Raw genomic sequence first — 22,749 nt, forward strand, 5'->3', positions numbered from 1 at the left:
GGATTCATCCAGCGTTTCGCGAACCGAGCTGTGCTCCTGCGCCACGCCGGTTCGACATCGACTGGACAGCTCGCAACGAGATCGGCTGCGTAAAGTACTCGTACTTACCCGTCAGCACGCCCTGGGTGAATTGAAGCGCGTACCTGCCAAAGAACCACTCTTCAACAGCATAGCTGCGTGTCAGCTGAGTTGGCGAATTCATGTTCAATCCGGATATTTCAATCCGATTGACCGTGTTCGGCCGGATGCATGGCAGTTTGACGTCCGCAATATGGATCCTGAGTGGGATGCTATCGAATAACTCGAAGGAGAGCTCATCGCCGTTCGACAAATCGACTTTGATGAACGGCAAAGGCTCATCCGGCCTTGCCTTTCTAGCCACAAATTTTTCCACGGCATGAACATGCGTCGAAATCCCTGGATGGGAATCCCACTTTGCATAAAAATCAGACCGTAGGACCTGCCAATCTGCATACAATGACTCGAGATCGCCCCGATCAAATGAATTCGCGTGCCGACACTCGTACGGAACGGGATAGCGGGAAGTCCCAATAATCGATGTAAAATTGTGAAATCCGCCCTTGCTGGTCCGTTGTCTCAACTCATTGACCAACGGAACCCACACATCCTTGGTCACGAAATGCAAGGAAGAGTGCGCAAGAGCCAGGTCATAAGTTTTATCTGGGACGAAATCCTCGATTCTCCCTTCGATCACATCGATATTCAACGAAAATTCGTCTGCAATCGATCTAAGCTTTCTGACCGCGCTTGATGACAATTCCAGTGCGGTTACGCTATGCCCCCTGAACGCAAGAAAGAGAGCGTTCCTGCCCTCGCCGCACCCTATGTCGAGGACCGTTGCGCTTCTTGGGAGTTGCTGTTCTACCTCATAGACTTCAAGGCTTGGCCCGCCCATGGTCCAGACGTTAGGATCCGAATAGCCTTGTTCCCAAAACCGTTCGCTACTGCTCATTTCGGAACGTACCTTTCTTCACGGATCTTCACATGGTCCGAGAAGAGGTGATGCGCTATCAGGTTGCTGTATTTGTAACCTTTCCTGGTCAGCCGGATGGCGCCATGGGACCGCAAATCGATGCACCCTTCGGCTTCCAGAGCATCTATCGCCTCTGAAAAATCGGCATAGAGATTCCGCTGGAATAGTCGTGAATAATCTGCCTCAGAAAGCTGGTTGAGCGTAAGATTAAGCATAAAATATCTCAAACGTTCTTCGGCTTCGTTCAAGATGATTCCATACTTCACCAAATTCTGTTCGGTGATTTCGAGATTTAGATAATCGTCTATGGCTTTGCCGACCTGCTTCAGGTCGACCGCGTAGTCGAAGCTGTAGTGGCATTTCCCGTTATAACTTCGCGCGCCTGTTCCGACGCCTATCATTGGAACGCCGAGAAAGTCGGACGTTTCCTGGCCGTAGGCGCTGGTGCCTCCGGGAAGGCAGGTAAACCGGGTAAAGGATTCCTGTCGATATCGATTTTTCTGCATAAAATCGACATTGCTGTCATAGATCGCATATTTAACATGGTCATCTGCATATTCTTGCGGTTGCAATCGTTGCTGCTTCTGCAGGGCGGTAAGGGGCCGGCTGACCACCGGATAGAGCGAAACGGTCGTCGGCCCGAAGGACAAAACCCGCTCCAGCGAGCGTTTCCAGCTTTCCTGGGTCTGACCAGAAAGGCCGTAGATCAAGTCGAGATTAAAGTTGTCGAAACGCTTCCGAATTGCTTCAATGGCAGAAATCGACATCGAAACCGGGTATGGGCGACCGCTTGCTTTCAGTTCGGAGGAATCCATCGTTTGGATTCCCATGCTGATCCGGTTCACCCCCTGGTTCTTCAGAAAATCTAGCAGCTCCTCCGACATAGTGTCTGGAGAGCCTTCCACACACAGCTCGGCTGAACGATCGATATTCGGAAATCCATCTCGAATGGAGGAAAAAATTTGGGCAAACTGATCGATGGGCAGGAGGGTCGGGGTTCCGCCGCCGAAATATACCGATGTCACAGTCCTGTGCCCGGCGAATGTTGCATAAAGACGTATCTGCTCGCAGATTTTTTCGACATAGCATCGAATGAGATTTTCCGTGTGCCGCGTGGTGAGGAATAGCGTGCAATACGTGCACCTGTATCGGCAAAACGGTATATGAATATATAGAGACACCGGCCCGACGTCGTTTGAGTCCCACACATTGCTCAGTCCAATGTTTTCAAGCTCGTTATATGTCCGCTTCGGGGGATAGCTGTATACATACGCTTTGAGCTCCCCGTTGCCGATGGCTTCCCGCAGGGTTTTTGCAAGCGATTGCATGCCCCGTTCTCCTGCTATCGTTCGCCCGCTTCCTTCTCATTTCCATGCTTCAGATGGCGCGGCCAAGAGCGATGTCGCCGAAACAGGAAGTGCTGCTACCGCCGGGATCAAACCGATTTTGCGACTCATCTCTCATCTCCTGTTTGCGACGGCAGATTGGCTCCCAGACCACTCTTAAAGGCTGATCCGCCGACATTCTTTGAGATGGGGCAATTTTACTGCGCATTTTTTCAAGTGAATGAGCGGGCCGAAATCTTCTCTCGCGTGCCGCATTCGTGCTGATCAGCCTGCTAAGCTTTCTAAGCTCGCGTTGTCCAAGATTTTGATCGCATAGGCTCCCATTACCTGCATGGTTGCCATGGACGGATAAGACCGACGCACTTCCCGGCGGGCAGCGCAGCGCGAGCGAACTTCAGTACTGCTGCGTCGTACGGCGCCACGTCTGCACGGAGGTGGCAAATCGCTGACGCATCGGGCCGTGGCGGCGGCTGATCCATGGATATTTTCCTGTTTGAATTATCATGCGCCAAGAACTGCGACTTCCGTCCGATGCGAGCCGGCCGGCGGCGGCGTAAAGTCAGGCGATTTTTTTGCTCGCCGATCAGACCGAGCCATCACGATCCAGTTCGAGGCAGCAAGAATGGCCACTATTGTTTCTGCATCATCGTTGCGAGGTATGGGATGGCTTCTCGCGTGCCGCTGTCATTCTCCTTCTTCGTGACTTTGCGCCTTCCTGAGCTTACTCATCCATTTCGTTTATCCGACCACCCGCATTATTCTGCAATCTGCGCGAGGTCGGCTTCGAGGCGCTTGCGTACGAGGTTTGGAACCGTCGTAGTCTTAATGGCATCGAGATTGTCGGGGTTGTCGCCAACTTGAATGAGGGCCACCATTCCCAGGCTCATGTGCGGCGTGCATTTCACTACATAGGCGCCGGGTATGTCGAGTTTTGTCCGATATTCTTCGTTTGGCTTGGATTTGAATTCGGGTGCTCCTTTTGGGATCAAGCCCTTAAATGTTTCGACATTGTGGCCTTTATCAACCGGAATAAAGGTGATCGTGTCGCCTGGGGCGATCTTCATGAAACCTGGCTCGAAGACCATTGCGCCGTCCGCGCCTTTGTTGAGCATGCGGATCTGGTGATCCGCCGCCATGAGGGGCATCGCCGATGCGGCCAGCGCCGCCGTTGCTACGATCGGACCGATTTTAAAATACATTTCTGGTCTCCTTTTGCGACAGCCCGATTAGCTGTCGGCGAAGTTTAGGCGCGTATCGGCAGATATTCCTTGAGGTCGAACAATCTCTGATCAGATTCTCCGAGGGCGATGCGCAGCCGGTAACTGTCCACGCTCGATAAGCGCTGCTGAGAAGCCAGCCGTTCCGGCATACGGTCTCGACGCGCACATCGTCGGCGATTAAACCGCAATTGGATGCAACCAGTCGGCGCACCACAAAAAAATTGTAGTTTCCGTTGAGAGAGATCAAGGACTGAGTGCGCCTCACGTGCGAATAGTTCCCCAAAGTGGCGAGAAAGATGGCTGCCTCTGGCGCGGTCATCTGCGCTTTGGGAACCATCACATGAATTATACCGCTGAAACCGTGCTGGTTGCGGTCGGCGCTTTCGTGGCACTGGTCTGCGCCGGCGCCGCTCATGACCAGCTTTTTGCAACCCAGATGGGTATACTATTCTTCTGTCTGTTGGCGGGTGTGGTCGTGCTTGTGCGTCGGATTGATTTTTCCGCCGAGGCAGTTAGCGCCAAAGCCAAAAAGGGGGCCTATTTTGACGAGGTCATCCGGTATGGGCTCATCGCGACGGTCTTTTGGGGTGTCGTCGGCTTCCTTGTGGGCCTTGTGATCGCTCTCCAACTGGCCTTCCCCGATCTGAACATCGCGCCCTACTTGAACTTTGGTCGCCTCCGTCCTGTCCACACGTCCGCCGTCATCTTTGCATTTGGCGGCAACGCGCTGATCATGACGTCCTTTTACGTGGTCCAACGTACCTGCCGCGCCCGCCTATTCGGCGGCAAACTGGCCTGGTTCGTTTTCTGGGGATACCAGCTATTCATCGTGATGGCGGCCACCGGCTACATTCTGGGCATCACCCAGGCACGCGAATACGCGGAGCCGGAATGGTACGTCGATGTGTGGCTGACGCTCGTCTGGGTCGCCTATCTTGCGGTGTTCCTCGGAACAATCCTGAAGCGCAAAGAGCCGCATATCTATGTGGCGAATTGGTTCTATCTGAGCTTCATCGTCACGATTGCGATGCTGCATGTCGTCAATAACCTGGCGGTGCCGGTCTCGTTCCTCGGCTCCAAGAGCTATTCCCTCTTTTCAGGCGTGCAGGATGCTCTCACTCAGTGGTGGTACGGCCACAATGCCGTCGGCTTTTTCCTGACCGCGGGCTTCCTCGGCATGATGTACTATTTCGTGCCGAAACAGGCCAACCGGCCGATCTATTCCTACCGGCTGTCGATCATTCATTTCTGGGCCCTGATCTTCATGTATATCTGGGCCGGTCCGCACCATCTGCACTATACGGCTCTGCCCGATTGGGCGCAGACGCTCGGAATGGTTTTCTCGATCATGCTCTGGATGCCCTCCTGGGGCGGCATGATCAACGGACTCATGACGCTATCGGGCGCCTGGGACAAGATCCGCACCGATCCCATCATCCGCATGATGATTGTTGCCATCGCCTTCTACGGCATGTCGACCTTCGAGGGGCCGATGATGTCCGTGAAGACCGTCAACTCCCTCAGCCACTATACCGAGTGGACGATTGGTCATGTTCATTCCGGCGCCCTCGGCTGGGTCGGCATGATTACGTTCGGCGCCGTCTACCACCTGACGCCGACGCTTTGGGGTCGCGAGCGGCTTTACAGCCTGCGCATGGTCAACTGGCACTTCTGGCTCGCCACTCTTGGCATCGTCATCTACGCGGCAGCTCTCTGGGTCGCCGGCATCCAGCAGGGCCTGATGTGGCGCGAATATAACAGCCAGGGCTTCTTGGTTTATTCGTTCGCGGAAACGGTCGCGGCAATGTTCCCTTACTACCTGCTGCGCGCGGTCGGCGGCGGCCTTTACCTGGCCGGCGGCGTGGTCATGGCCTTCAATGTCGCGATGACGATCCGTGGTTACCAGCGTGACGAAGCCGCGATCCCAGGCGCATTCATCGCCAAGGCTGCGGAGTGAAATCAAACCGGATGTCTATAATCGCAAAACACCAGATTCTTGAGAAAAGTGCCACGCTGCTGCTCGTCGGATCGCTCCTGGTCGTCAGCATAGGCGGTATCGTCGAGATTGCACCGCTGTTTTATCTTCAGAACACGATCGAGAAGGTGGAAGGTATGCGGCCCTACACGCCGCTCGAACTTGCCGGACGCAACATCTACATCCGCGAAGGATGCTATCTGTGCCACAGCCAGATGATCCGCCCCTTCCGCGACGAGGTCGAACGCTACGGCCACTACTCGCTTGCGGCTGAATCGATGTACGACCATCCGTTCCAATGGGGCTCGAAGCGCACGGGCCCGGACCTGGCACGTGTTGGCGAGCGCTATTCCAATGAATGGCACGTGCAGCATCTGTCCAATCCGCGCGCGGTCGTCCCGGAATCGATCATGCCGACCTATGCCTTCCTCAAGGACCGGGACGTCACGGTCAAGGACATCGGCATGGACCTGAAGGCCAATGAGGACGTCGGCGTGCCCTATACCGCCGACATGCTGGCAAACGCCGAGGCCGACATGCGCGCGCAGGCCGATCCGAACGCCAACACGACCGATCTGCTCGCGCGCTACCCGAAAGCAAAGGTGGGTGACTTCGATGGCGATCCCACAAGACTGACGGAGATGGATGCACTGGTCTCCTACCTCCAGATGCTCGGCACACTGGTAGACTTTTCGACATACGACGATGCAACCGGTTATCGCTGAGGTGATCACATGGAGACCTATACTGCATTGCGTCAATTCGCCGACAGCTGGGGGCTATTGGCAATGGTGCTGTTCTTCACGGGAGCGATTGTCTTCGCCTTCCGGCCAGGCAGCAAACGGATCGCCGCTGACGCCGCTGACATACCTTTGAGGGAATGAACGAGATGTCGGAGAAGCATATAGACGAAATCAGTGGCGTCGAGACAACCGGTCATGAGTGGGATGGCATTCGCGAGCTGAATAATCCGATGCCCCGATGGTGGGTGTGGACGTTCTGCGCCACGATCCTGTGGGCTGTTGGCTACGCAATCGCCTATCTCCCCATACCCTCGTTCGGTGATGCCACCGAGAAGGTCCTTGGTTTTTCGAGCCGGGCCGAACTGCAGCAGGAACTGGACAGAGCCAAGCGTGAGCAGGCCCGATTCGATATTCTGATCGCCTCAAAATCCGTCGAAGAAATCGATGCCGATCCTAAATTGCGCGCGTTTGCGATCGCCGGTGGCGCGTCGGCGTTCAAGGTCAATTGCGCACCATGCCATGGCTCCGGTGCGACAGGCGGCCCGGGATTCCCTAATCTGAACGACGACGACTGGCTATGGGGCGGCAATCTTTCCGCCATTCAACAGACCATCGCTCACGGCATCCGCTTCGAGGCGGATCCCGAAACGCATGTATCCGAGATGCCGGCCTTCGGTGATGTACTCGAACGCACGCAGATCCGCCAGGTCGCTGCCTACGTTTGGGGATTGACGAACACGGCTTTCGATCCGGCTTGGGCCGAAGCCGGCAAGCAGGTTTTCCTCGAAAATTGCGCCGTCTGCCATGGCGAAGACGACAGGGGCAATCAGGAGATCGGGGCACCGAATCTCGCCGACGCGATCTGGCTCAAGGGGCGGGGGGAGGAGGCGATCATTCACCAAGTGAGCCTGCCGAAACACGGCGTCATGCCCGCGTGGTCGGCCCGCCTGGGTGGCCCCATCGTGAAGGAGCTGACGGTATTCGTCCATTCGTTGGGCGGCGGAAAATAGAAAGAAACAAAGAAAAACTCAGCATTATACAATCCTCTTCGCGTCCGACGCGCGACGTCGTCAGCATCGATCACAAACAAATTTCCATTTGAACAAAGCCGTTGGGTTCTAGCGGTCAAAAGCCTATCTGCGAGATTGGAAATTTTGGCCACGTTTTGATTTCACGCAAAGATTGCAGGATCGCAAGCTGATATTATCCGGCGCTGGAGGACGTCCCTGCGGGCTTCTCCCCCGTAGTTCCTCCGAGCCACACCCCTCCCGGAGTGTGGCTCTCCTTTTGATTGAGCCGACGGCTCGCTCTCTCCCAGCCTTGTGTCAAGAACGCTCGGCTCGTCCAATGTGAGATGAGGATCATCATCAGGGTGGCATGCGATGAACCTCAACACGGCTCCCAGCCCACATGACGATCGCGCCGAACGGCCAAGTATCGACGACGCTTGCGCCCGGCGCAATCGCCAACCGCTTTATGCGCCGCGAAAGAAAGTGTTTCCGAAACGGGCGCACGGCCGGTTCAGACGGTTCAAATGGATCGTCCTGTTGATTACGCTCGGCATCTATTATCTTTCGCCCTGGATCCGCTGGGAGCGCGGGCCTTATGCTCCGGATCAGGCAATCCTTTTCGACCTTGGGTCCCGTCGCTTCTTCTTTTTTTCGATCGAGATATGGCCGCAAGAGTTTTACTATGTCGCAGGCCTGCTGGTGATGGCCGGCTTCGGCCTTTTTCTCCTGACCTCCGTCGTAGGCAGAGCCTGGTGCGGCTACGCCTGTCCCCAGACAGTATGGGTTGATCTTTTCCTCGTCGTCGAGCGGGCGATCGAAGGAGAGCGCAACGCGCGCGGGAAACTCGATGCGGCCCCTTGGACGTCGAAAAAGATTGCGAAGCGGATCGCCAAGCATTCCATATGGATGCTGATCGGCGCTCTTACTGGCGGCGCGTGGATCTTCTATTTCGCGGACGCGCCTTCTCTTGCATCCGCTTTAGTCCAAGGAGACGCGCCGGACGTTGCCTACGTCACCGTCGCGGTTCTCACCTTGATGACCTATGCCCTTGGCGGGCTGATGAGGGAGCAGGTCTGCATCTATATGTGCCCCTGGCCGCGTATACAGGCCTCCATGCTCGACGAAAACTCCCTTGTCGTCACCTATAACGACTGGCGCGGAGAGCCTCGCTCCCGGCCTGCCAAGAAGACGCAGGCAGCGGGCCGGGCAGTCGGCGATTGCGTGGACTGCAACGCTTGCGCCGCAGTCTGTCCGATGGGGATAGACATCCGCGACGGCCAGCAGATGGAGTGCATAACTTGCGCCTTATGCATCGACGCCTGCGATGGCGTGATGGATAAGGTCGGCAAGCCACGCGCTCTGATCTCGTATGCGACCCTGCGCGACTATACGGCAAATGCAGGTATTGCGACCAATAGCGGAAGGAGCCTGGCGCAGCCTAATCTCATCAGAAATGCTGACGGCAGCTTTGTTGAGGAGATCAAGCATTTCAACTGGCGGGTGATCTTCAGGCCGCGCGTCATTTTTTATGCAGCGATGTGGGCTTCGATCGGTGCGGCCATGCTCGCACATTTGGCGCTGCGCGAACGGCTGGAACTGAACGTGCTCCATGATCGGAATCCGCAATACGTCCTGGAATCGGACGGCTCGATCCGCAATGGGTATTCGCTTCGTGTGCTCAACATGGTGCCGATGCCGCGCAAGATCGAAATTCGGCTCGAGGGCCTGGATGGCGCGACGATGAAAATCCCGGAACTGTCGAAGGAAGGCGGACGCAGCTTCAGCGTCGAGGCAGCTGCGGACCAGGTCACCACGTTCAAGGCGTACGTGACACAACACGCAAGGGCTGCGGCCGCCAGCGAATTCCTGTTTGTCGTAGAGGGCGAAAATCAAAAGGACAGGGCAACTTACCATGCCACCTTCAATACACCGGACATACGCAAATGAGAGCCGCAGCCCGCACGTTTACCGGCCGTCACATGCTGATCGTCACGGCCGCGTTCTTCGCCGTGGTCATTGGAGTGAACGTTACGATGGCAATTCTTGCGTCTACGGAATGGAGCGGGCTCGTGGTTGAAAACACCTATGTCGCAAGCCAGGAATTCAACGGTAAGGCAGCGGCAATGCGCGCTATGGCCGCCGGCGGCATTTCCGGTAATCTGTCCGTCCGCAGCGACGTCATCCACTATGATATTTACAATCGCGACGGACCGCCGGCAACGGTCGATGACGTTACGCTGAAATTCAGGAGACCGGTCGGCGATCACGAGGATTTCCGACTGGATCTGGTGAAAGAGGATGAAGGCCATTTCCGGGCCGCGCATCACGTTCAGCCAGGCGACTGGATCGTGGAAATCATTTCCCGAAAGAAAGAGGTCACGGTGATGCACGAAGCCGTGCGCATCGATACGGCGGAGTTTGGGCAATGACTTGTCGCACCATGGACGCCGAAAGCACATTGGGACTATCGAGCTATCGTTCTTTCAGTGCTGAAGAGATCGCTCTTGCGAGCCATCCGTTGGGGGATGGATTGCGTCAACTTGACCTCAGCGTTCCCGATGCGCACTGCGGAGCCTGCATCTCGACGATCGAGCGGGCGTTGCAGAAACTTCCCTATGTAAAGCATGCCCGGGTCAACCTGACCGCCCGGCGAGTCACTTGCATCTATATCGAGCGATTGGGGGACGCGCCGGTCGATCCTACCGGTATTCTGTCCACGATTATGGGGACAGGCCATCGCGTCCACCTCTTGACGTCCGCCTTGGCATCGAACCAGCCCGACAGCCTGCGCAATCAATTGCTGTTGGCTGTCGGCGTCTCCGGCTTTGCAGCCGTAAACATCATGCTGCTGTCCGTATCTGTCTGGTCTGGCGCGAATGCGGCAACCCGTGACCTGTTCCATTGGATCTCCGCGATGATCGCTGCACCGGCGCTGATTTATGGCGGGCGCTTCTTTTTCCAATCTGCCTGGAATGCTCTGAAGCACGGGCGCACCAACATGGACGTGCCGATCTCGCTGGCCGTTACGCTTTCCTATGCGGTCTCACTGTCGGAGACGATCCACCACGGGGAGCACGCATGGTTCGACGCCTCCGTGTCGTTGCTGTTCTTCCTGCTTATCGGCCGCACGCTCGATTACATGATGCGGCAAAAGGCGCGGGCTGCCGTCAACAGCCTGGCGAGGCTTGCGCCACGCGGCGCGCCGGTAATAGCCGCCGACGGCAGCAAGCGCCACACCGCGATTGAGGATATCCGCATCGGTGATCACGTCTTCATTGGCGCGGGCGAACGCATCCCTGTCGATGGCGTCGTGACCGCCGGCACGGGCGAGCTGGATCTCACCGTCGTCACGGGCGAAAGTACGCCAGTTGCCGTCGCGAACGGCGCGGAGGTGAGATCGGGCGCGATGAACCTCATGGCGTCATTGACCATTCGCGCGACGAAGACGGCGGAAAACTCGCTGCTTGCAGAAATAATAAACCTTATGGAGGCGGCAGAAGGGGGCAGGGCGCGCTATCGCAGGATCGCGGATCGTGCAGCAAGCCTTTACGCTCCGGCAGTTCATTTGCTTGCGCTGGTTTCCTTTCTTGCCTGGGGCTTCCTTGGCGGAGATTGGAAGCATGCCATGCTTGTCGCGGTCGCGGTGCTGATCATCACTTGTCCTTGCGCGCTTGGATTAGCGGTGCCAGTCGTCCAGGTCGTTGCCGCGGGCAGCCTGTTTCGCCGCGGCATCATCATTAAGGACGGGTCCGCTTTGGAGCGGCTCGCTGAAATCGATACCGTCGTGTTCGACAAGACCGGTACGCTGACGATGGGCCAGCCACGGCTCGTCGAGATGGTGGAGGTGGGGCCGGAGGAAAAGGCGATCGCGGCCGGTCTTGCAGAGCATTCCCGCCATCCGCTCTCCCTGGCGTTGCCGCGGAGTGCCGGTGGCAACGGGCAACGGTTCGACAGCGTTGTCGAGATTCCGGGCGCGGGCCTCGAGGTCGAAACCACCGCCGGCCTATATCGTCTCGGCAATACGGGGTTCGCTTGTTTGATCCCGCCGCGCGAAGAAAAAGAAGCCGATGGCTCGCTCTGCGAGGTCGTGCTGTCGAGGAATGGCATCGAAGTCGCCCGTTTCTACTTCGAAGACACGCTTCGCCCCGGGGCAGCCGAGGCTATTGGCGAACTTAGTCGCGCGGGATTGCAGACAATGATCCTGTCCGGCGACCGGCAAGCCGTGGTCGCGGCGACGGCACGAGCATTGCATATGGATCGGTGGATTGCCGAATCCAATCCGAAGCAGAAGGTGGAGGAGTGTGCCCGTTTGAGCGAGGCCGGCAACAGGGTCATGATGGTTGGCGACGGCATCAACGACGCGCCGGCGCTGGCGGCAGCACATGTGTCGATGGCGCCCGCGACCGCTTCCGACATCGGCCGGCAGGCTGCGGACCTCGTATTCCTTAACGACCGGCTCGACGCGGTTCCCGAAGCAATCTCACTTGCGCGAACAGCAACTACCTTGATCCGACAGAACTTCGCACTTGCCATCGGTTATAACTTGCTCGCTGTTCCCATCGCCATCGCGGGCCATGCCACGCCGCTTGTCGCAGCCATCGCAATGTCCTGCTCTTCGCTGATAGTCGTGACGAATACATTGCGCCTGAATGGGTGGCGAGTTCGGTTGGTATGCGAGGCTCGTGCTGCCGATCCCGCCCCGCAGAAGGAGGTCTCCATTTCATGAGCGTGCTGATCTATTTGATCCCGCTTGCTTTGTTCATGGGTGCGCTTGGCATTGGAGCATTTCTGTGGTCGCTTGAGAGCGGGCAGTATGACGATTTGGAAGGCGCTTCCTGGCGCATTCTAGGGAATGAGGGTGATGCACCCGATGAGGAGCAATAAAACGAGAATAGCAAGCACAGTTGACAAGGAATAAAATTGCCTTGGTTTCGCAAGCGCTGCGAATCACCGACGGTCCCGCTCGAACAGCCTGCTTCCGCAATGACCAGCCGAAACCGGGTTGATGTTGCCCGCGGCTTTCCGATCGCCTGGGAATAGTCGATCTCGTCTCATGCCAAACACGAAAGTATACCGTCAAGCCGCAGCAAAAGGGCTTTCCCGCCGTCCTTGCTACTGTTGCGCCAAATTCGCCGCAGCAAGCACCTTTTCACGTGTCTTATTGTTGCGAAACTGCCACAGAAGGAGCGGGTTTGTCCGCGATAAACAGACTAATCTCCTTTAGTTGAGCCGCCTCAAATCATGGCGAGCCAGCCGATGCTACTGCTCCTCGACTGAACGAATTTCGGATCGAAGGAGACAAGGATGACTTCCAACGACATCGCACGTGCCATCGTCGCTGCCGCAGCATTGGTTGCCGTTAGCACTGCAGAAGCTGCCGATCTGCCGACACCACAAGCTAAGGCTCCCATCCGCGCGGTGGCGAACCGAAGCCCATGGCAGATGCGGCTGCGGGCGCTTGGTGTGGTCACCACCGATTCTGGACGCGTCGACGGATTGCCGGGTTCGGATCTTTCCTTCTCGGACACGATCATACCAGAATTCGATATCTCGTATTTCTTCACCGAGAATATCGCTGCGGAACTCATCCTCGGTACCACTTACGCCAAGGTCCATGGCGGCGGCTCGATTTCAGCGCTTGGCGAGATTGGCAAGACCTGGCTGCTGCCGCCAACGCTCACGTTACAATACCATTTCACCGAGCTTGGCGCTTTTCGGCCTTATGTCGGCGCCGGCGTCAACTACACGGTCTTCTACAACCAGTCAGGAAAAACTGCGCGCAGCCTCGATGTCAAAAACACATTCGGTGTCGCCCTGCAGGCTGGCTTCGACTATATGATCGACGACCATTGGGGCATGAACTTCGACGCGAAAAAAATATTCCTGAGGCCTGATTTCGATGCCAATGTCGGTGGCGCTGGCGTCAGTGGCAAGGCTAAGCTCGATCCATGGCTGCTCGGCGCCGGCGTGACCTATCGTTTCTAGTCGATGAAGCTTCTGGGCGACCAGCAACCCCTTTTGCGATAGAAGAAGCGCTTGCGATATGGTCAAGAACGACATTGCAGGCAGCAGCTTCTACCACGCCTCCCGAAAGGTTCGTCAAATGGAGAGCATGCAGGACCAATCAACGCAGATCGCTGCCGGCTTGACAGCTTCATCTGGCAAGCATTAGCATCTTCCTATTCACCAGGGGGGTCCCGGCAAGGGGCTGAGATACTGCTAGCGTGCGCAGTGACCCGTTGAACCTGATCCAGTTCATACTGGCGTAGGGACGGTGCAAGCGCTCGAAGGCTTCGGATTCCCGCGTGGGTTCCATGCCGGCGTCTTTCCATCATTCCGGCTGATTGACTGGGTCTCCAACTGCAACTTGGAGCCTCAAACCATGACCATTGCCGCAAACAACCTCACCCCGACCGTCACCACCGGCCCGCTGCCGGCGTCACGCAAGATCTACATTCCGGGAGACATACACACCGACATCCGCGTACCGATGCGCGAGATCAGCGTCCATCCGACCTCGGGCGAGCCGCCGGTCGTCGTCTATGATTCCTCCGGTCCCTATACTGTCCAAGCGGCAGATATCCGCATCGAGCAAGGCCTGCCGCAGCTCCGTCGCGACTGGGTGCTTACTCGCGGCGATGTCGAAGCCTATGAAGGCCGCCATGTGCGCCCCGAGGACAACGGTTTTGTTAGCGGCGAGCGGCTGACGCCGCAATTCCCAGGGCGACGCCAACCGCTGCGGGCCAGAGACGGCAAGGCAGTGACCCAACTTGCCTATGCGCGGGCCGGCATCATCACGCCGGAAATGGAGTTCATCGCCATCCGCGAAAATCTCGGCCGCAAGGCGAAAGCCGAGGCCTTGATTCGCGACGGCGAGAGTTTCGGCGCCCATATTCCGGATCATGTGACGCCGGAATTCGTCCGCCAGGAGGTTGCCGTCGGCCGGGCGATCATCCCGGCCAATATCAATCACCCGGAAAGCGAGCCGATGATCATCGGCCGGAATTTCCTGGTGAAGATCAACGCCAATATCGGCAATTCCGCCGTTACTTCCTCGATGGCGGAAGAGGTCGAAAAGATGGTCTGGGCCGCCCGCTGGGGCGCCGATACCGTGATGGATCTTTCGACCGGCCGCAACATCCACAACATCCGCGAATGGATCATCCGCAACTCGCCGCTGCCGATCGGCACCGTGCCGCTCTATCAGGCGCTGGAGAAGGTGGATGGCATTGCCGAGAACCTCACCTGGGAGGTCTATCGTGACACGCTGATCGAACAGGCCGAGCAGGGCGTCGACTATTTCACTATCCATGCTGGCGTACGACTGCATTACATCCCGCTGACCGTCAATCGCGTAACCGGCATCGTCTCGCGCGGCGGTTCGATCATGGCAAAGTGGTGTCTCCATCATCATCGCGAGAGCTTCCTTTACGAGCATTTCGAGGATATCTGCGACATCTGCCGCGCCTATGACGTCTCCTTCTCGCTCGGCGACGGCCTGCGCCCCGGCTCGATCGCCGATGCCAACGACGCCGCGCAGTTCGCCGAACTCGAGACGCTGGGCGAACTGACGAAGATCGCTTGGGCCAGGGATTGCCAGGTGATGATCGAAGGGCCCGGCCATGTACCGATGCACAAGATCAAGGAAAACATGGACAAGCAGCTCGCCGTCTGTGGCGAGGCGCCCTTCTACACGCTTGGGCCGCTGACGACGGATATCGCGCCGGGCTACGATCACATCACCTCGGGCATCGGTGCGGCGATGATCGGCTGGTTCGGTACTGCCATGCTCTGCTACGTCACCCCGAAGGAGCATCTTGGCCTGCCCGACCGCAACGACGTCAAGACCGGCGTCATCACCTACAAGATCGCCGCCCATGCGGCAGATCTCGCTAAGGGTCACCCAGCCGCCCGTATCCGCGACGATGCATTGTCGCGTGCCCGCTTCGAATTCCGCTGGGAGGACCAGTTCAACCTGTCGCTCGATCCCGATACCGCCCGCAGCTTCCATGACGAAACCCTGCCAAAGGAAGCCCATAAGGTTGCGCATTTTTGCTCGATGTGTGGCCCGAAATTCTGTTCGATGAGGATTTCGCACGACATCCGCGCCGAGGCGCAGAAGGAGGGGCTGGAAGCGATGGCCGCGAAATACCGGGAGGGCGGCGACCTCTACATGCCGATCGATGAAACCGCACATCCGGCCGAGTGACATGCGTATCCTCGTCAAAGGAGCCGGTGTCGCCGGCCTCACGGTGGCTCACGAACTGCATACCCGCGGTGCTGAGGTCACAATCGTAGATCCCAGCCAGAATTTCGACCGGGCAGCCTCCTGGCTCGCCGGCGGCATGCTGGCGCCATGGTGCGAGCGGGAAAGCGCCGATGAGGCCGTGCTCGAACGCGGTCGGGATTCCGCCGACCGATGGGAAGCGATTTTGCCGGGCAAAGTCGTTCGCAACGGCACGCTTGTCGTCGCGCCGAACCGGGATCAAAGCGAGCTGAAGCGATTCGCTAGCCGCACGACGGGTTATCGTTGGGTTGACGAAGACGAAATCCCCGTCCTCGAGCCTTGGCTTGCCGTTCGCTTCCGGCAAGGCCTGTTCTTTCCGCAGGAAGCCCATCTGGACGCGCGCGAGGCGCTACGTTCACTGAAAGCGGATTTGTTGGTGAAGGGTGTGACCTTCGTCAATGAAATCGCGGATGACCGCGAGTTCCCTGGCATCGTCGATTGCACCGGGGCCGCGCGCATCGGCAAAAGCCGGGAGTTGCGCGGTGTGCGGGGCGAGATGCTCTATCTGCAGACGGAGGAAGTCGCCCTTGCGCGGCCTGTCCGCCTGCTGCATCCGCGTTTTCCGGTCTATATCGTGCCGCGCGGCAAGGGCCTGTTCTTGGTCGGCGCGACAATGATTGAAACGGACTTCCAAGGGCAGATCACCGCCCGCTCGCTGATGGAGCTGCTGAACGCCGCCTATGCGCTGCATCCCGCTTTCGCCGATGCCACCATCGTCGAAACTGGCACAGGCATACGCCCGGCCTTTCCAGACAACCTTCCCCGCGTAATGCGGGAGGCCAATGTCATCTTCCTCAATGGTTTTTATCGCCACGGTTTTTTACTGGCACCGACCATGGCGGCTGAAGCTGCGGACATGGTCTTTTCCGGGCCAACGAAGCAAAGGAGCCGCTGATGCGCCTGATCATAAACGGTGAACCCGAGACGATTGCCGCAACCACACTTTCGCAGCTTCTGGCCGCGCTCGCCTATGAGGGCGAGTGGCTGGCGACCGCCGTCAACGGCGAACTCGTTCATCGCGAGGATCGCGACGATCACCTTCTGAACGACAATGACAGGATCGAAATCCTGACCCCGATGCAGGGAGGCTGACCATGCTTGATCTCTACGGAACCCAGATTGGATCGCGACTCCTTCTCGGCACTGCGCGTTATCCCTCGCCGGCCGTCCTGGCCGAGGCCGTCAGGCGATCCAGGACGGAGATTGTCACCGTGTCACTGCGGCGTGAAATGGCCGGTGGACGCAATGGCGGCGCATTTTTCGACATGATCCGGGCGCTCGGCGTCAGCGTTCTTCCCAACACCGCCGGCTGCCATGGCGTATCCGAGGCCGTGCTGACGGCCAAGATGGCGCGCGAGGTGTTTCAGACCAACTGGATCAAGCTGGAGGTGATCGGCAATCACGATACGCTGCAGCCGGATGTCTTCGCGCTGGTGGAAGCGACCCGCATTCTCGCAAGCGATGGCTTTGAGGTCTTTCCCTATACGACTGACGACTTGGTCGTGGCCGAGCGCCTGCTGGAGGCGGGATGCAAGGTGTTGATGCCCTGGTGCGCGCCGATCGGCACCGCGGCGGGGCCGCTCAATCTTTCCGCCCTTCGATCCATGCGCGCGCATTTTCCAGATGTGCCGCTGATCGTCGACGCGGGCATCGGCCGCCCGTCGCATGCAACGACGGTGATGGAGCTGGGTTTCGATGCGGTCCTTCTCAACACCGCGGTTGCCGGCGCCGGCGATCCCGCCACCATGGCGGAAGCCTTCGCCAAGGCCATTGAGGCCGGCCACCAGGCATTCGGCGCCGGCATGCTGGAGCCGCGCGACATGGCGGTTCCGTCGACACCCGTAATCGGAAAGGCGGTTTTCGCGTGAAGCTCGATCCCTTCTATCTGATCGTCGACAGTGCCGCCTGGATCGAAAGGCTGGTGCCGTTTGGTGTCAAACTCGTGCAACTGCGCGTCAAGGAACGGGCGCTATCGGATATACGCATAGATATCCGGCGGGCAAAAGCAGTCTGTGCGGCGCACGGATGCCAGTTGATCGTCAACGACTATTGGCAGCTCGCGATCGAAGAGGGCTGCGATTTCGTCCATCTCGGCCAGGAGGATCTTGCCGCCGCCGATCTTTCTGCCATTCGCGCCGCCGGACTGAAACTGGGGTTATCGACACATGACGAGGCGGAGTTGGCGACGGCGCTTGCCGCCGAACCCGACTACATCGCCCTCGGACCGATCTATCCGACCATTCTCAAGGCCATGGCCTGGGCGCCGCAGGGGCTCGACCGGATCCGCGACTGGAAGAGCCGCATCGGCCGGCTGCCGCTTGTCGCCATTGGTGGACTGACCGTGGAGCGCATTGCCGGCGTGTTCGAAAATGGGGCCGATAGTGCGGCGGTCGTAACCGATATTGTCTTGAGCGAGAATCCGGAACAGAAAACCAGGGAATGGATCGCAACAACCAAGACCTTGAGGTACCCGTGAACGTCATCCGGCGTTTGTGGCCGCAGCGTCGGGACACCGCCCCCACACCTAAAGCGAAGAATTTCGAACCAGCAATTGCAAAAATGGACGCTCCGGCAAATTCCCGGATGCATGGCTAACGACACACCCCGCCTAACCTTTTAGAAAAGAAGCATAATAGCGATGCAGTTAAGACAGAGGTGCAGGACAAATCTGCAATAAGTCATACCTTCAGGGGGACGTCTCAATGACACCTATCCGACCGACAACAATAAAGATCAGCGCCCCTCAGCACGCCGCGAATGACCCCTATCGCGTTGTCGAGCGCGAGGAGGTACTGACCGGGGCATTTCGAGAGTTCGTGCTAACGGCTGTTGCCGCCGGTTGGAAGGAATCCGAGGTCGCTTTGACCTTGGCAGATATCGCAGATGAATATGTGATGGCCCTCGCTCGAAGAGTTGCGGCAAATTAGTTTTCGGTTCCATCCGCGTTCGTTGGTGCGAGCGCAAGATGGCTGCCAACAACTCTTCGTCCGGCCCCGGCAAGCCGCTTAGAAACCAAGCGGCTTCCCGGCGATATAACTGACACGTCGAAGCCGCTCCCGCCCCTTACCCCGGTATGATTCCGGCAGTGCAGAGAAGAACTTTAAGCCGTCTTGCTGTAGTTCCGCGCCGATTGCAGCAGGTACGAATCGAAAGCGGCGGCAACGGCGCGGATCAGGAATCGCCCTTCTTCCCGCAAACGAATAACGCCGCCCGTGTTTTCAAGAATTCCGTCGGCCTCTAGCATGGCAAGCCTGACATTACCGTCGAGAAGTGCGCCGGACTCCAAGCCCTGTACAGCAGCCAACGCCGGGACGTCGACTTGGAAGTCGCACATCAGGCGCTCGATGACGCTTGCCCGCAGTCGATCCTCGGCCGACGAGCGGTAGCCTTTCGTTATGGCCAAACGCCCGGATACAATCCGCTTCGCATAGCGACCGGGGTGTATCTCATTCTGAACGTAGCCGCCTGCCATGCGGCCAATCGCCGACGCACCGAACCCGATGAGCGTTTCACATGCGTCGGTCGTATAGCCCTGAAAGTTGCGGTGCAGTTGTCCGTTTGCCTGCGCAATCGCCAGACTGTCGCCTGGCCGAGCGAAATGGTCGATCCCAATGCGGCGATAGCCGGCTGCAAGAAGGTTTTCCGCGATTGCCTCTGCCTGGGCAATGCGGCTTTCCGCGTCGGCGAGCGCGACTTCGTCGATCAGTCGCTGATGCTTTTTGAAGGAAGGTACGTGCGCATAGCCGAAGACTGCGAAACGGTCAGGACACATCTCGATTGCGGCCTTGGTCGTCTCGATGCAGGATTTGACCGTCTGGTGTGGCAGGCCATACACAAGATCGAAATTGATGCTATCGACGCCCGCCCGACGCAGGTGAGAAACCGCCTGCATCGTCTGTTCAATGTTTTGGATACGGTTGATCGCCTTCTGCACCACTGGATCGAAGGTCTGCACTCCGACGCTTGCTCGGTGTATCCCCGCTTCTCCGAGAACCGTCGCCATCTCTTGATCTAGCGTCCTCGGATCGATTTCCAACGCGATTTGGGTGGAATCGGTGAAACCGAAATGCTCATGCAGAAGCTCAATCAGCCCTAGCAATTTTTTCGGCCCCATGATTGTTGGCGTTCCCCCACCGAAATGTAGGTGGTCGATATTGATCGGCGCTTTCGTCCTTGCAGATACAAGGCATATCTCCTCGCGCAGCATTTGCAGATAGTCGACGATCGGTCGGTCGCCGCGCGTGATCGTCGTGTGACAGCCGCAGTACCAGCACATCGACCGACAAAACGGTATGTGCACGTAAAGCGATGCCGCCTTCTCCAGCGGGACGGCGGTAAGCCAGTCGCCATAGGTGCTGTCATCAACATCGGGTGTGAAGCACGGCGATGTCGGGTAGCTCGTGTAGCGGGGCAGGCGCTCCTCGCCATATTTTACAATAAGAGCCGATTGCATTCGAAATCCTTCTACAGAGAGCGGTTGGGAATGCGTGGCATCTTAGGCACGCGCTTTGCATAGCTCTTTGATCGACAACAAAAAGTGTTTCGGACTTCTCTTGATTTATGTTCTGCGGTCGTACGCCGACCCACATGCGAATGATGATGGGAGCCGCGGTTAGTCAATGAAGAGCGTTCGGCTCAATCTTGCTCTGACAGTCGAGAGGCTCGGCATGGCGACAGCACCTAATCCTCTGGTGGATGACGGAGTGCGTTCACAAAGCGTTGGTAGGACCACGCGAATCGGTAAGATGTTCGTCAGGTGGCGAGGCAAACCGATCGCCGGCTATATTATCGTGGCGGCACCGTTAGGCGTTCTCGCACTGAGATTGGCCCTATCGCAGTTCATCAGCGACAACCTAACTCTATTGTCGTTTACTCCCGCTATTCTGATCGTCGCAATGGTCGGCGGCTTGAAACCGATTGTTCTTTCCGCGGGCGCGTCGCTTGCCTCGGCTGTGTTTGTTCAGCGACTACACGATGCCGCCGATCCGACTGTTGTCGAATTGGTTTTCTTCGGCGCATCGGTGCTGCTGATTGCTTGCATGGGAGAGGCGCTGCAGGCGACGAGACACGCCATCGTCAAGTTTGAGACTGTCGTCACAGCCCGCGATGTGCATCTGAGATCGATATTGGACACAGTGCCCGACGCTGCGGTGGTCAGTACTAGCGATGGCACGATTGTTTCCTTCAACACCGCCGCCATCCGGCAGTTCGGGTATGCAGAACAGGAAGTCATCGGCGAGAACCTGCGAATATTAATGCCCGAACCTCATCGAGGCGACCACGACGGCTATATGCAACGGTACCTTAAAACCGGCGAGAAGCGCATCATCGGCATCGATCGCGTCGTCGTCGGGCGAAGAAATGATGGATCGACCTTTCCCTTGGAGCTCACCGTGGGCGAGATGGAATCGGGCGGTGAACGGTTTTTCACCGGCTTCATAAGAGATCTGACGGAGCGAGAAGAATCTGCCGCCCGCCTCGAAGGCATCCAGGCGGAATTGGCGAGATTGGCCCGTTTGGGCGAAATGGGCGAAATGGCATCTATCCTTGCGCACGAGCTGAACCAGCCTCTGTCGGCGATCGCAAATTACGCTTGTGGGTGCACGAGGCTCTTGCGCGACAGGAACAACACCGTCGCAACGGAGATGCGAGATGCTCTACAGGAGATCGCAAGTCAGTCCCTTCGGGCGGGACAGATCATCAAACATCTCAAGGGGCTTATCACGAAAGGCGAAACGGAAAGGGCACCCGAAGACATTCGCAAAGTGGTGAAGGAAGCAGGCGCGCTGGCGCTTGTCGGTTGCCGCGAAAACGGCGTCAGGACTGTATTCGAATACGTGCCCGGCGCTGAGATGGTGATGGTCGATCGTGTTCAGGTCGAGCAGGTCCTCATCAATTTGATGCGAAACGCCATAGAGGCAATGCGCCACGTCGAGCATCGCGAGCTCACGATCCGCACGATGCCAACCGAAGCGGGCGAAGTCGCCGTCATCGTGGAAGACACCGGCGGAGGCATTCCGGAAGAAATTGCCGCGGAGCTCTTCAAGCCGTTCGTCACGACCAAGGCGAGTGGGATGGGGATCGGCCTTTCGATCTCGAAACGTATTGTCGAAGCCCATGGAGGTGAAATGACAGTCTCAAAAAACGCTGCTGGTGGAGCCGCCTTCCAGTTCACGCTTCCCGCCTATGTGGAAGGAAAAACGGATGAAACCAACTGACTTTACGATTCATATCGTCGACGACGAGGAGCCGATGCGCAAATCGTTCGTCTTCATACTGGCCATGAACGGCTATGCCGTTAAGGCGCATCAATCGGCCATCTCGTTTCTTTCCTTCGCCCCGCACGTCCACAGGGGAATTCTTATCACTGACCTCAGGATGCCCGAGATGTCAGGTCTTGATCTCATCCGCCAACTTGGCGTGAAAAAGATCCCCATTCCTTCCATCGTGGTCACCGGACATGGCGATGTGCCGGTGGCGGTCGAAGCCATGAAAGCGGGTGCACTCGACTTCATAGAGAAACCTTTCGAGGACAGCGTGATAATAGAGGCGATCGAACGAGCCTCAGAGCGTTTGCGCGGCCCTGATGCTAATGTCGACGAGATCGCCTCCATTCAAGCACGCGTCCGAACCCTGAGCAAAAGGGAGCGCCAGGTGCTCTTTGCTGTGGTGGCCGGCTGTCCGAACAAATCGATCGCACATGACCTCGACATCAGCCGTCGTACGGTGGACGTTCATCGCGCCAGCGTCATGTCGAAAATGAAAGCAAAAAACCTTCCGCATCTTGTCCGCATGGCTCTCGCTGTCGACTTCGAGCCGTCTTCGCGGCCTTGATCTCGCCGTACGCGGCATTCTAGCGCAAGCCATTAATGCAAAACGGAATGACAATGCTCGATCTCCAGGGAACCGTTGGGATCTCCGGTGATCTCTGCCCTTGGCCCGTGCGCTTAAAGTTGAAGGACTATTCACCTAGGTCCTGCGATGTCTCGGACGGAGAAACTCCTCGAAAAAAGCGCGTCATGCGACCGGACGTCAGCATGAGATCGAGCCAGTCGCGCGGAATTTCTGCAGAAACTGCGGTGACATGCCATCTGCTTATCGATTGAGCGCCCGCAGTGGCGGCCAGGCTGCCCTGGTCCTTCCGACCAAATCGATCAGCAGCACGATCTCAGGA

21 protein-coding genes and 1 riboswitch are annotated in these 22,749 nt (G+C 57.7%); of the genes, 17 read left to right on the forward strand and 4 right to left on the reverse strand.

Annotation, left to right across the window (positions count from 1 at the left end; genetic code table 11):
- Positions 1-4 precede the first annotated feature (4 nt).
- The 3 genes from CCGE525_RS34880 to CCGE525_RS34890 form a co-directional block, all read right to left on the reverse strand.
- Positions 5-973, reverse strand: a complete 969-nt coding sequence (locus CCGE525_RS34880; RefSeq protein WP_120708899.1) for a class I SAM-dependent methyltransferase — start codon at positions 971-973, stop codon at positions 5-7.
- The gene (locus tag CCGE525_RS34885; protein ID WP_120708900.1) at positions 970-2,322 is read right to left on the reverse strand and encodes an STM4012 family radical SAM protein; all 1,353 of its coding nucleotides are present in this window, start codon (positions 2,320-2,322) and stop codon (positions 970-972) included. Before CCGE525_RS34885 ends, CCGE525_RS34880 begins: the two co-directional genes overlap by 4 nt.
- A 773-nt stretch (positions 2,323-3,095) precedes the next feature.
- Entirely contained in the window at positions 3,096-3,539 is a 444-nt protein-coding gene (locus CCGE525_RS34890) for a pseudoazurin (protein WP_120708901.1), read from the reverse strand.
- A 361-nt stretch (positions 3,540-3,900) separates the two neighbouring features.
- On the opposite strand from CCGE525_RS34890, the gene ccoN reads away from it, so the two are divergent.
- The 15 genes from ccoN to CCGE525_RS34965 all read left to right on the forward strand — a co-directional run bounded on the left by ccoN (position 3,901) and on the right by CCGE525_RS34965 (position 18,502).
- Positions 3,901-5,517, forward strand: coding sequence for a cytochrome-c oxidase, cbb3-type subunit I (ccoN, locus tag CCGE525_RS34895; RefSeq protein ID WP_120708902.1), 1,617 nt, complete (start codon positions 3,901-3,903; stop codon positions 5,515-5,517).
- Positions 5,518-5,528: 11 nt separating this feature from the next.
- Positions 5,529-6,260 (forward strand): cytochrome-c oxidase, cbb3-type subunit II, encoded by a 732-nt coding sequence (ccoO, locus tag CCGE525_RS34900; RefSeq protein WP_120708903.1) that lies wholly within the window; start codon positions 5,529-5,531, stop codon positions 6,258-6,260.
- Between the two features lie 9 nt (positions 6,261-6,269).
- Positions 6,270-6,419: a cbb3-type cytochrome c oxidase subunit 3 gene (locus tag CCGE525_RS34905; RefSeq protein ID WP_120708904.1), complete on the forward strand. Its 150-nt coding sequence runs from the start codon at positions 6,270-6,272 to the stop codon at positions 6,417-6,419.
- Positions 6,420-6,424: 5 nt separating this feature from the next.
- On the forward strand, positions 6,425-7,288 hold the full coding sequence (gene ccoP / locus CCGE525_RS34910) for a cytochrome-c oxidase, cbb3-type subunit III (RefSeq protein ID WP_120709180.1): 864 nt from the start codon (positions 6,425-6,427) through the stop codon (positions 7,286-7,288).
- A 372-nt stretch (positions 7,289-7,660) separates the two neighbouring features.
- Positions 7,661-9,235 (forward strand): cytochrome c oxidase accessory protein CcoG, encoded by a 1,575-nt coding sequence (gene ccoG, locus CCGE525_RS34915; protein ID WP_120708905.1) that lies wholly within the window; start codon positions 7,661-7,663, stop codon positions 9,233-9,235.
- Positions 9,232-9,717, forward strand: a complete 486-nt coding sequence (locus CCGE525_RS34920; protein ID WP_120708906.1) for a FixH family protein — start codon at positions 9,232-9,234, stop codon at positions 9,715-9,717. Before ccoG ends, CCGE525_RS34920 begins: the two co-directional genes overlap by 4 nt.
- On the forward strand, positions 9,714-12,014 hold the full coding sequence (locus tag CCGE525_RS34925) for a cation-translocating P-type ATPase (RefSeq protein WP_120708907.1): 2,301 nt from the start codon (positions 9,714-9,716) through the stop codon (positions 12,012-12,014). The genes CCGE525_RS34920 and CCGE525_RS34925 overlap by 4 nt, the downstream gene beginning before the upstream one ends.
- The gene (gene ccoS, locus CCGE525_RS34930) at positions 12,011-12,172 is read left to right on the forward strand and encodes a cbb3-type cytochrome oxidase assembly protein CcoS (RefSeq protein WP_120708908.1); all 162 of its coding nucleotides are present in this window, start codon (positions 12,011-12,013) and stop codon (positions 12,170-12,172) included. Before CCGE525_RS34925 ends, ccoS begins: the two co-directional genes overlap by 4 nt.
- Positions 12,173-12,592: 420 nt before the next feature.
- Positions 12,593-13,273: an OmpW/AlkL family protein gene (locus CCGE525_RS34935; protein ID WP_120708909.1), complete on the forward strand. Its 681-nt coding sequence runs from the start codon at positions 12,593-12,595 to the stop codon at positions 13,271-13,273.
- Between the two features lie 193 nt (positions 13,274-13,466).
- Positions 13,467-13,578: riboswitch (TPP riboswitch) on the forward strand.
- Between the two features lie 92 nt (positions 13,579-13,670).
- Positions 13,671-15,497: a phosphomethylpyrimidine synthase ThiC gene (thiC, locus tag CCGE525_RS34940; protein ID WP_120709181.1), complete on the forward strand. Its 1,827-nt coding sequence runs from the start codon at positions 13,671-13,673 to the stop codon at positions 15,495-15,497.
- 1 nt (position 15,498) lies between these two features.
- Positions 15,499-16,470 (forward strand): glycine oxidase ThiO, encoded by a 972-nt coding sequence (gene thiO, locus CCGE525_RS34945; RefSeq protein WP_120708910.1) that lies wholly within the window; start codon positions 15,499-15,501, stop codon positions 16,468-16,470.
- Positions 16,470-16,667 (forward strand): sulfur carrier protein ThiS, encoded by a 198-nt coding sequence (gene thiS, locus CCGE525_RS34950; protein ID WP_120708911.1) that lies wholly within the window; start codon positions 16,470-16,472, stop codon positions 16,665-16,667. Before thiO ends, thiS begins: the two co-directional genes overlap by 1 nt.
- A 2-nt stretch (positions 16,668-16,669) precedes the next feature.
- Positions 16,670-17,443 carry a thiazole synthase gene (locus CCGE525_RS34955; protein ID WP_120708912.1) on the forward strand — a complete coding sequence of 258 codons (774 nt, stop codon included), beginning with the start codon at positions 16,670-16,672 and terminating at the stop codon, positions 17,441-17,443.
- Positions 17,440-18,051: a thiamine phosphate synthase gene (locus CCGE525_RS34960; protein ID WP_120708913.1), complete on the forward strand. Its 612-nt coding sequence runs from the start codon at positions 17,440-17,442 to the stop codon at positions 18,049-18,051. The genes CCGE525_RS34955 and CCGE525_RS34960 overlap by 4 nt, the downstream gene beginning before the upstream one ends.
- 226 nt (positions 18,052-18,277) lie before the next feature.
- A complete protein-coding gene (locus tag CCGE525_RS34965; protein WP_120708914.1) occupies positions 18,278-18,502 on the forward strand; it encodes a hypothetical protein in 225 nt (74 codons plus the stop codon).
- Positions 18,503-18,675: 173 nt separating this feature from the next.
- Here CCGE525_RS34965 and hemN read toward each other — a convergent pair whose 3' ends face one another.
- Positions 18,676-20,028, reverse strand: a complete 1,353-nt coding sequence (hemN, locus tag CCGE525_RS34970; RefSeq protein WP_120708915.1) for an oxygen-independent coproporphyrinogen III oxidase — start codon at positions 20,026-20,028, stop codon at positions 18,676-18,678.
- Between the two features lie 214 nt (positions 20,029-20,242).
- Between hemN and fixL the strand changes: the two genes are divergently transcribed.
- Together fixL and fixJ are read left to right on the forward strand one after the other, a co-directional pair.
- Positions 20,243-21,793: an oxygen sensor histidine kinase FixL gene (fixL, locus tag CCGE525_RS34975; protein WP_425375940.1), complete on the forward strand. Its 1,551-nt coding sequence runs from the start codon at positions 20,243-20,245 to the stop codon at positions 21,791-21,793.
- Positions 21,780-22,409: a response regulator FixJ gene (fixJ, locus tag CCGE525_RS34980; RefSeq protein WP_120708917.1), complete on the forward strand. Its 630-nt coding sequence runs from the start codon at positions 21,780-21,782 to the stop codon at positions 22,407-22,409. Before fixL ends, fixJ begins: the two co-directional genes overlap by 14 nt.
- Positions 22,410-22,749 lie beyond the last annotated feature (340 nt).

It is taken from the genome of Rhizobium jaguaris (genome assembly GCF_003627755.1).
Taxonomy (GTDB): domain Bacteria; phylum Pseudomonadota; class Alphaproteobacteria; order Rhizobiales; family Rhizobiaceae; genus Rhizobium; species Rhizobium jaguaris.

Excerpts from the sequence above, each read along its gene's own strand:
- CCGE525_RS34880 (WP_120708899.1), bottom strand. The coding sequence starts at position 973 with ATGAGCAGTAGCGAACGGTTTTGGGAACAAGGCTATTCGGATCCTAAC.
- CCGE525_RS34885 (WP_120708900.1), bottom strand. The coding sequence starts at position 2,322 with ATGCAATCGCTTGCAAAAACCCTGCGGGAAGCCATCGGCAACGGGGAG.
- CCGE525_RS34890 (WP_120708901.1), bottom strand. The coding sequence starts at position 3,539 with ATGTATTTTAAAATCGGTCCGATCGTAGCAACGGCGGCGCTGGCCGCA.
- ccoN (WP_120708902.1), top strand. The coding sequence starts at position 3,901 with ATGAATTATACCGCTGAAACCGTGCTGGTTGCGGTCGGCGCTTTCGTG.
- ccoO (WP_120708903.1), top strand. The coding sequence starts at position 5,529 with ATGTCTATAATCGCAAAACACCAGATTCTTGAGAAAAGTGCCACGCTG.
- CCGE525_RS34905 (WP_120708904.1), top strand. The coding sequence starts at position 6,270 with ATGGAGACCTATACTGCATTGCGTCAATTCGCCGACAGCTGGGGGCTA.
- ccoP (WP_120709180.1), top strand. The coding sequence starts at position 6,425 with ATGTCGGAGAAGCATATAGACGAAATCAGTGGCGTCGAGACAACCGGT.
- ccoG (WP_120708905.1), top strand. The coding sequence starts at position 7,661 with ATGAACCTCAACACGGCTCCCAGCCCACATGACGATCGCGCCGAACGG.
- CCGE525_RS34920 (WP_120708906.1), top strand. The coding sequence starts at position 9,232 with ATGAGAGCCGCAGCCCGCACGTTTACCGGCCGTCACATGCTGATCGTC.
- CCGE525_RS34925 (WP_120708907.1), top strand. The coding sequence starts at position 9,714 with ATGACTTGTCGCACCATGGACGCCGAAAGCACATTGGGACTATCGAGC.
- ccoS (WP_120708908.1), top strand. The coding sequence starts at position 12,011 with ATGAGCGTGCTGATCTATTTGATCCCGCTTGCTTTGTTCATGGGTGCG.
- CCGE525_RS34935 (WP_120708909.1), top strand. The coding sequence starts at position 12,593 with ATGACTTCCAACGACATCGCACGTGCCATCGTCGCTGCCGCAGCATTG.
- thiC (WP_120709181.1), top strand. The coding sequence starts at position 13,671 with ATGACCATTGCCGCAAACAACCTCACCCCGACCGTCACCACCGGCCCG.
- thiO (WP_120708910.1), top strand. The coding sequence starts at position 15,499 with ATGCGTATCCTCGTCAAAGGAGCCGGTGTCGCCGGCCTCACGGTGGCT.
- thiS (WP_120708911.1), top strand. The coding sequence starts at position 16,470 with ATGCGCCTGATCATAAACGGTGAACCCGAGACGATTGCCGCAACCACA.
- CCGE525_RS34955 (WP_120708912.1), top strand. The coding sequence starts at position 16,670 with ATGCTTGATCTCTACGGAACCCAGATTGGATCGCGACTCCTTCTCGGC.
- CCGE525_RS34965 (WP_120708914.1), top strand. The coding sequence starts at position 18,278 with ATGACACCTATCCGACCGACAACAATAAAGATCAGCGCCCCTCAGCAC.
- hemN (WP_120708915.1), bottom strand. The coding sequence starts at position 20,028 with ATGCAATCGGCTCTTATTGTAAAATATGGCGAGGAGCGCCTGCCCCGC.
- fixL (WP_425375940.1), top strand. The coding sequence starts at position 20,243 with ATGGCGACAGCACCTAATCCTCTGGTGGATGACGGAGTGCGTTCACAA.
- fixJ (WP_120708917.1), top strand. The coding sequence starts at position 21,780 with ATGAAACCAACTGACTTTACGATTCATATCGTCGACGACGAGGAGCCG.